Below are 7,019 nucleotides of genomic sequence, written 5' to 3'. Positions count from 1 at the left end.
ACGGCTGCCTACACCTTATGCTTTAGTATTAATCCCGTTACTGCATAAAAAAGCAAAATGCTTAAGCGCACAGCTTGTATTAATCCTAACCGGCATCATGTTTATCGTCATTATGAGCTTGGCTGATTCACTGAAGTTTACCTTAGCTAATGAATTAGCGCGTAGTCACTATACGTTGCGGCTGAGTTTTAATCGAGATCAAACCCAAGCGCTGATACAAACACTAGCTAATGCAGAGCCGGAAACACAAAGCATAGAATTTTTGGCAACGCCAAGCCATTGAGCTATCGTTTCAACAAAAGCCAGTGACTCAAACAGGCAGTTTAGGCGCACAACTGATAGGCTTACCGGTTATGACATCCGCTTATCAACCTTTAATTACAGAAGGCCGCTGGTTTAACCGTGATGACGATGCAAAGCCGCATTTAGTCTTAAGCGCTGATACTGCTGCATTGAATCATATAAACATCGGAGATGTTATTCAGCTCACGAGTGCTGGACAGACTGCTCGTGATTGGCACGTGATTGGGTTTTATCGTAGCTTCGCCGGCACGTCATTTAGCATAGAGCCTATTTATGCACCGATAACGGCATTAACACAACCTAATGGCCCTGCCCTAGCTGCTTATGCCTTGATTAGCACAACTATTCAAACCCTTGCCGACGAACAACACTACGCCGAACGCATTAAACAAGCGTGTTACGAGCAAGGTATTCCGGTCGATATTTACGCCAGCAACAGCTTGCTGGCACAACGCCAGCACAGTGAAAATCAGTTTCGACCCAGTTTAGCCATGTTGCTAGGACTCGCCAGCATGATAGCCTCAGTAGGTGCGATAGGTTTAACCGGCTATATGAGCAGTCAAGTGTTACAAAAGACGCGAGAAATCGGCGTATTACGTGCGATTGGCGCTGACGCTAAGCAAATCAGTCGGCTTTTTATCTTAGAAGGCTTAGCGCATGGTATCCTAGCCTGGGCTATAAGCTCACCGATTGCCTACGCTATCGCTGAGCCATTTGCGGATAAGCTGGGTTTTATCATGTTAAACATGAAATTAGATTTTGCTTTTTCCTGGTACTCGGTTGCGCTATGGTTAGCGCTTAGTGTGCTCTTAGCCTTATTAGCGACACTGATACCGGCTAAGCGAGCGGCTAATCTAACTATAAAGGATTGTTTAGCGTATAGTTAAACAGCGTTATTGGCGCGTCTTAGAGCAAAACGTAGATCGTGGAAACGAGAAAGTGTTTTCTGATAACTACTTAAAATAGCTTAACCAAGGCTGCAATCAACCCAGCTTGCGCTAGCAACATGCCAGCAATCCACTTAATCAAATCAACCTTATTTTCGCTCAATCTAGCATCAAGATAATCGCGTGTGACCATGTTATCCTGCGCCTCGACAATGACACGTACTACTGTTTCTGCTTGTGCTGCGTCAAACCCGGCTGCTTTCAATTTGTCAGCCAAAGCCAAGGTATCAAAAGTTATTGTAGCCATGTGTTATCTCCTTTTTATTTGACCGGTAGTCTACCACGGTTGGCAGACCTGGCAAATTGGGCTACTCTGTACGCCCAGATGCTGAAAACACCGACATACTAGACAATAGCAACACGTAGAAGCGAACATAAACAAAGTCGTGTTGAGTTAAAGATAGGTATGCGTTCCCACGCAAAGAGCGTGGGAACGAGAAAATACTCAAGCGACAGAACAGGATAACTATCATGACCACAGTAACTTTTGATACCCTTGACTTGGTAGAGCGATTAAAAACTGCCGGAATTCCGCCAGCCCAAGCTCAAGACGGACTGGTAACCAAACAAGACTTAGCTGAAGCCAAAAATGAACTAAAAGCAGAAATGAATGTGCGTTTTGAACGCATTGATGGCGAGCTAAAGTTAAATAGATGGATGTTAGGTGTACTATTGGCGGGCGTTATCTCGTTGGTGTTAAAGACATTTTTTTAACCGACAACCATTGCCGTTATGCCTAAAACCATTGCTCTCATAGGCGAAGTGTTATTTGACCTTTATCCTAATCAAAAACGTATCTTAGGTGGTGCACCGTTTAATGTTGCCTGGCATTTACAAGCCTTCGGTGCGGTGCCTGATTTTATTAGCCGTATTGGCACGGATGCGTTAGGTGTTGAGGTGCGTAATGCCATGCTTGCAATAGGCATGAATTTTGAGCATTTACAAACTGATGTGACTCACCCAACTGGCCAGGTATCTGTCTATTACGAACAAGACGAGCCGCGTTATCGGATAGAAGCCAATCAAGCTTATGATTACATTGATGCACGCCCTTTAGTCAATCGTCGTTACGACATTATTTACCACGGCAGTTTAGCGCTACGTCATGCGGTGTCTGAGCAAGCCTTGGCAACACTACTTGCTAATCATCATGGCTTACGCTTTATTGATGTCAACTTAAGAGCGCCTTGGTGGCAGTTGAGCACTATACAATCCCTGATACAACAGGCTGATTGGCTAAAACTCAATCAGGAAGAAGTGACTTTGTTAGTACCTAATTACGCCTCGCTGAACGCGCGTATTGACTATTTATTTGCACAGTCACAGAAGCTTAATACGCTCATCGTTACGCGCGGTGCAGCAGGCGCGATTGCGGTTAATCGCGCTGGCGACTATATCAATGTTGCGCCTAAACATCGATTACCGGTAGTGGATACGGTAGGTGCAGGAGATGCTTTTGCTGCGGTGATTTTATTAGCAATGCAACGTGGCTGGTCATTAGCGGATATGATGGCGCGAGCACAACAATTTGCTGGCGCACTGGTGAGGATACAAGGGGCTACAGTGCAAGATTTATCGTTTTATCAAGCATTTATTGACGAATGGCAGTTATAACCCATATTAACCTTGCATGACTTTTTCAATAAATGCTGAAATGTGTGCAATCTCTTCTACACACACTGAATGCTCCATTAAATAATCATGCCAACTGACTTGGTAACCCAGCTCATCTAAGCCATCGTAAGCAAGCTTGGCGTATTCGATAGCGATTTTACTGTCCAAAATGCCATGCCCCATGAATATAGGCGTGGTGTAATTCGCCGTTGAGCCTTCGGATTTTAATTGTTCTAAGGTCGGTAAGCAGGTCGACAACGCAACGATACCGGCTAATTTTTTCGGATAACGCAAACCTGCATGTAAGGCAATAACACCCCCTTGCGAGAAGCCGGCAAGTAAAATATGCTCAGAGGCAATGCCTTTATCTAGTTCGTGTTGTATGAGTTTTTCGATTTGCGCTGACGAGCGGTATATACCGGCAATATCAACCTCTGTTTCTAATGTAGCGCCTAAAAACGTCATACCACGCTCGCATTTGATAGCCAGCATTCACTGTCACAGGGATAATAGGTGCATTAGGAAAAATAAAATGCACATGTTCAAGCATGGATAAATGCAACTCAGGCACAATGCCTTCAAAATCATGACCATCGGCACCTAGTCCATGCAGCCAAATAATCGTGTATTGATGACTTGCAGTCGCAGGGATTTCTACAGTAGTCAATTCAGTGGTCATAAGCATCGTCCATATCTATGTTATTGAGTGTGCGATTATAGTATCCGATGCTTAACTAAGTGCAATAACTAACTGACAATTTTTTATCGCTATAGGTGGCGACATGACAGTTTTAGAACAACCGAGTTATTCTCGTTTAGACCACGTTTTTGCGCGGTTTTTAACTAAACTCTCGCCCGTCGATGATACGACTAAACGGGTGTTTAACGCGATACTGTTGCGTTTATCCAATCAACTTAGCCAAGGTCATAGTTGTATTAGCGTTAATGCGGATGAATGCGCGGTATTGATAAGCTCTACATTGGCCGATGCATCAGGCTTACTGCCATTAGTCATAGAGGACGACCGTTTATATTTACAGCGTTATTGGCATTATGAAACGCGTTTAGCTCAGCAATTGCAAGTATTGCTCACCACAGAGAAGCGCGCGGCTGACCTAGACGTATTAAGGCGTTATTTTCCTGCAGCTTCAGACACTGTCGTCGATTGGCAATATGAGGCGGTTAAACACGCATTACAACACGCATTGACGATTATTACCGGTGGTCCGGGTACGGGCAAAACAACAACGATTGTAAGATTGTTAGCGGCATTGCAAGAATGCGCAGGCGAACAGCCGTTGCATATTGCTTTAGCGGCACCTACCGGTAAAGCGGCTATGCGTTTAGCCGAAGCCATTCGTACTCGCATAGCTGAATTACCTTGTGGCGATGATATTAAACAACGTATTCCTGAACAGGTTTATACCTTACATCGTTTACTAGGCCCTAAACCACCCTCGCCGTATTTTTCTCATGATAGCGATAACCCATTAACCTTTGATTGGGTTGTCGTTGATGAAGCCTCTATGGTGGATTTAAGCTTAATGAGTAAATTAGTCGATGCGCTAAAACCCGGTGCTAACCTCGTGTTATTAGGCGATAAACACCAATTAGCGTCAGTAGAAGCCGGCGCAGTTTTAGCCGATTTAACCAGCGCATTACCGGCACAAACCGTTGAGTTGCAAGTTTCACATCGTTTTCATGGCGCGATTAAAGCATTGGCCGATTCAGTTAATCAGCAACAAGCACAAACCGCATGGGCTTTGTTACAACAAGACTCATTAACATGCAACTTACTGTGCGAAGACTTACTGAATTTTATCGTCGCGCAAGTAGAGCCGTATTTTACTTTAGTCGCGAATAACGCTGATTTTGTGACGCTGTTTACCGAATTTAGCCGTTTTCAAGTGCTATCCGCTACGCGATTAGGTGACTATGGCGTAGTCGCATTAAATCAACGATTAGAACGCAAACTCGTACAATTACGCAAAATTCCGCATGATGGCTGGTATCCTGGCCGCCCAGTGATTATTTTGCAAAATAACCCTGCATTAAGGTTGTACAACGGCGATATAGGTTTGTGTTTACCTGACCCTAAACAAAACAATCGCTTAATGGTGTTTTTCCAACGTGCAGACGGTCAAGTACACAGCTATTTACCAACGCGCTTACCGCCTTGTGAATCGGTTTATGCCATGACCATTCATAAAAGCCAAGGCTCTGAGTTTGACGAAGTGCTAATCGTCTTACCCGAATATGACATACCGCTATTAACCAAAGAACTGCTTTATACCGCAATTACCCGTGCCAAAAATAAAATAAACGTGTTTAGCCAAGCCAACGTTTTTTTAGCGGCTACACAACGCAAAATCGAGCGAGTTTCAGGACTGGCGGCCAAGCTCAACAACTTCTAGCAGATAGTCATCAAACTGTAACAGAATTTTAACCATTCATTCATCAATCTTACTTTTTAGAAGCATAAAATCTCTGAATAAGGTGTAAAGCCTTTGTTTAGCCTGTATATGCCTGGACGGCAATACGGCAGTTTTCAAAATCCGGAGATTAAAATGAAATTAAAATTAATGACGATGGCAGTAGCAGCTATTTTATCGGCTGGCACCGCCTATGTTAGCCAAGCAGCGACGGCTGATGCTTTCCCTGCCCCCCATTCTGACCGCAACACCTGGTATGCAGACGGTGAAGCAGCCGTGAAAAAAAATGCGGCGGTTAAACGCATCCCTGGCAAAGCAAAAAATGTAATTCTATTTATCGGCGACGGCATGGGGGTTTCTACTGTAACCGCAGCCCGTATTTTAGCCGGTCAACAACCAGGCATTATTGATGCCAGCAACACAACGGCGGGCAGCAGTGGCGAAGAAAACTATTTAAGCTTTGAATTATTCCCACACTTAGCGTTATCAAAAACTTACAGCGTTAACCAACAAACCTCAGACTCTGCACCGACCATGACAGCGATGGTAACCGGTGTTAAAACGTTAGACGGCGTTATCTCGCTTGACCAAGATGTAACACGTGCAGACTGCGCAACCGATATTAAAACGCATAGAATTACGACGATTTTAGAAATCGCGGAAAAAGCTGGTAAATCGACTGGTGTAGTTTCTACAGCGCGTATTACTCATGCGACACCAGCGGCTAACTTTGCCCATGTGCCTGAGCGCAACTGGGAATCTGATGCTAACCAACCGACTGGCTGCGGCGTGCCGGATATTGCGCGTCAGTTAATCGAATTTAAATACGGTGACGGCCTTGAAGTGGCATTAGGCGGCGGACGTGAATACTTCCGTCCTAACACATTAGAAGACACTGAAGACGCAGGCAAATTTGGCAGACGTAAAGATGGTCGTGATTTAACGGCTGAATGGACGACTAAATTCGGTGCTAACAGTGCCTATGTTTGGAATAAAGCGCAATTCGACGCGATTAACCCAAGCACCGCCACACACGTTTTAGGTTTGTTTGAGCGTTCACACATGGAATACGAAGCAGACCGTTTAGCCGATACCGCAGGCGAGCCTAGCTTAGCCGAGCTAACCGACAAATCGATTAGAATTTTAAACAAAAACCAAAAAGGCTTTTATCTTCATGTTGAAGCCGGTCGTATAGACCACGGTCATCACGCAGGCAATGCCTATCGCGCGCTAACCGACACTATCGCGATGGCGGATGCGATTAAGAAAACCGTCGCAACGTTAACGGAATTAGGCGAGTTAGATAATACGCTAATCGTCGTTTCAGCTGACCATAGCCATACCTTTACGATTGCGGGTTACCCACAAACGCGGCAATAACATCTTAGGCAAAGTCATTGAACCTGGTGATAGCGATTACGCCAAAGCTTCAGACAATATGCCTTATACCACGTTGTCTTATGCCAACGGTTTGGGTTATCACGTTGGTGTTAAAGGTGATGATGTTTATGCTCTAACGGCACAACCGGGTCGTGTTGCCGATATGACAACCGTCGATACGACTGACGCGGATTTCCACCAAGAAGCCTTAGTACCAACCAGTGCTGAAACCCATGCTGGCGAAGACGTCGCTATTTATGCTCAAGGCCCTGGAGCGCATTTATTCCGTGGTGTGGTAGAACAAAAACGTTATCTTCCATGTGATGCATAGAGCCATGGCAAA

The 7,019-nt window shown here is 44.9% G+C and carries 9 protein-coding genes and 1 pseudogene; 7 read left to right on the top strand and 3 right to left on the bottom strand.

What is annotated here, in order from left to right; all coding sequences use genetic code 11:
* Window positions 1-283: pseudogene (locus VZ94_RS25800) on the top strand (hypothetical protein); the annotation flags it as partial.
* Window positions 284-305: 22 nt separating this feature from the next.
* Complete coding sequence (locus VZ94_RS05710; RefSeq protein ID WP_052700244.1) at window positions 306-1,190, top strand: ABC transporter permease; 885 nt, start codon at window positions 306-308, stop codon at window positions 1,188-1,190.
* Between the two features lie 70 nt (window positions 1,191-1,260).
* Here VZ94_RS05710 and VZ94_RS05705 read toward each other — a convergent pair whose 3' ends face one another.
* Window positions 1,261-1,497: a CCDC90 family protein gene (locus VZ94_RS05705; protein ID WP_045778498.1), complete on the bottom strand. Its 237-nt coding sequence runs from the start codon at window positions 1,495-1,497 to the stop codon at window positions 1,261-1,263.
* Between the two features lie 224 nt (window positions 1,498-1,721).
* On the opposite strand from VZ94_RS05705, the gene VZ94_RS05700 reads away from it, so the two are divergent.
* Both VZ94_RS05700 and VZ94_RS05695 read left to right on the top strand, forming a co-directional pair.
* Window positions 1,722-1,964, top strand: coding sequence for a hypothetical protein (locus VZ94_RS05700; protein WP_045778497.1), 243 nt, complete (start codon window positions 1,722-1,724; stop codon window positions 1,962-1,964).
* A gap of 18 nt (window positions 1,965-1,982) precedes the next feature.
* Window positions 1,983-2,864 carry a PfkB family carbohydrate kinase gene (locus VZ94_RS05695; RefSeq protein ID WP_045778496.1) on the top strand — a complete coding sequence of 294 codons (882 nt, stop codon included), beginning with the start codon at window positions 1,983-1,985 and terminating at the stop codon, window positions 2,862-2,864.
* Between the two features lie 6 nt (window positions 2,865-2,870).
* On the opposite strand, the gene VZ94_RS05690 is transcribed toward VZ94_RS05695, so the two are convergent.
* Window positions 2,871-3,329 carry an alpha/beta hydrolase gene (locus VZ94_RS05690; RefSeq protein ID WP_275575145.1) on the bottom strand — a complete coding sequence of 153 codons (459 nt, stop codon included), beginning with the start codon at window positions 3,327-3,329 and terminating at the stop codon, window positions 2,871-2,873.
* Window positions 3,292-3,543 carry an alpha/beta hydrolase gene (locus VZ94_RS30275; RefSeq protein ID WP_275575144.1) on the bottom strand — a complete coding sequence of 84 codons (252 nt, stop codon included), beginning with the start codon at window positions 3,541-3,543 and terminating at the stop codon, window positions 3,292-3,294. The genes VZ94_RS05690 and VZ94_RS30275 overlap by 38 nt, the downstream gene beginning before the upstream one ends.
* 103 nt (window positions 3,544-3,646) lie before the next feature.
* Here VZ94_RS30275 and recD point away from each other — a divergent pair, with 103 nt between their 5' ends.
* The 3 genes from recD to VZ94_RS30270 all read left to right on the top strand — a co-directional run bounded on the left by recD (window position 3,647) and on the right by VZ94_RS30270 (window position 7,007).
* Window positions 3,647-5,278, top strand: a complete 1,632-nt coding sequence (recD, locus tag VZ94_RS05685; RefSeq protein WP_045778495.1) for an exodeoxyribonuclease V subunit alpha — start codon at window positions 3,647-3,649, stop codon at window positions 5,276-5,278.
* A gap of 153 nt (window positions 5,279-5,431) precedes the next feature.
* Window positions 5,432-6,676: an alkaline phosphatase gene (locus VZ94_RS05680; RefSeq protein WP_275575143.1), complete on the top strand. Its 1,245-nt coding sequence runs from the start codon at window positions 5,432-5,434 to the stop codon at window positions 6,674-6,676.
* The gene (locus VZ94_RS30270) at window positions 6,648-7,007 is read left to right on the top strand and encodes an alkaline phosphatase (protein WP_275575142.1); all 360 of its coding nucleotides are present in this window, start codon (window positions 6,648-6,650) and stop codon (window positions 7,005-7,007) included. The genes VZ94_RS05680 and VZ94_RS30270 overlap by 29 nt, the downstream gene beginning before the upstream one ends.
* Window positions 7,008-7,019 lie beyond the last annotated feature (12 nt).

Source organism: Methylocucumis oryzae (assembly GCF_000963695.1).
GTDB classification, from domain to species: Bacteria; Pseudomonadota; Gammaproteobacteria; order Methylococcales; family Methylomonadaceae; genus Methylovulum; species Methylovulum oryzae.
This window is presented reverse-complemented; position numbering and strand designations above follow the sequence as displayed.